The 634-nt window shown below is 54.9% G+C and carries 2 tRNA genes; both read right to left on the bottom strand.

The features are described 5' to 3' along the window. Positions 1–157: 157 nt before the first annotated feature. Positions 158–233, bottom strand: a tRNA-Ala gene (locus RVY79_RS16925). Between the two features lie 89 nt (positions 234–322). Continuing rightward, a tRNA-Ile gene (locus tag RVY79_RS16920) sits at positions 323–399 on the bottom strand. Positions 400–634 lie beyond the last annotated feature (235 nt).

The raw sequence follows: 634 nt of genomic DNA, 5'->3' as shown, positions 1-634 counted from the left end.
CGAACACGATTTTGCCGGATACGCTTGAGACGTATCGTCTTGCTTTGTCAGCTTATTCCACATTGTTAAAGAGCATTTAGAGCGAAAAGCTCTAAGCGGGAAGCTCGAAGAACCTGTCTTCCAAGCGTCTCGCTTAAAACTTTGGTGACTGTCGGGATGGTGGAGCCTACCGGGATCGAACCGGTGACCTCCTGCGTGCAAGGCAGGCGCTCTCCCAGCTGAGCTAAGGCCCCGAATCACGTATTTCGTCAAGGACAAGGCGCTTTTGGCCGACGTGTAGCCTGCTACACGAGGGTAAAAGCAACGCAGTCATTGGCGAAATTGGTGGGTCTGGGCAGACTCGAACTGCCGACCTCACCCTTATCAGGGGTGCGCTCTAACCAACTGAGCTACAGACCCAGCACCATGCTAACTGCTAAGCCTTCGGCAGTCGTTCGGTCGACCTCACCCTCCTTTCCATTAAGGTCAGGGGGTGCGCTCTAACCAACTGAGCTACAGACCCGGCTACAAACCACTGGGTCCAGGACCCAAACAGTCGTTGCTCTGCTCGATCAGGTAATTCATTGTGAGCGCTTACCCGGTGGGATGCACCGTCGTTTAAGGAGGTGATCCAGCCGCAGGTTCCCCTACGGCT

The organism is Chromohalobacter sp. HP20-39, assembly GCF_033052815.1.
Classification (GTDB): domain Bacteria; phylum Pseudomonadota; class Gammaproteobacteria; order Pseudomonadales; family Halomonadaceae; genus Chromohalobacter.
The sequence above is the reverse complement of the archived record's forward strand: the minus strand, read 5'-3'. Positions and strand labels throughout refer to the sequence as shown.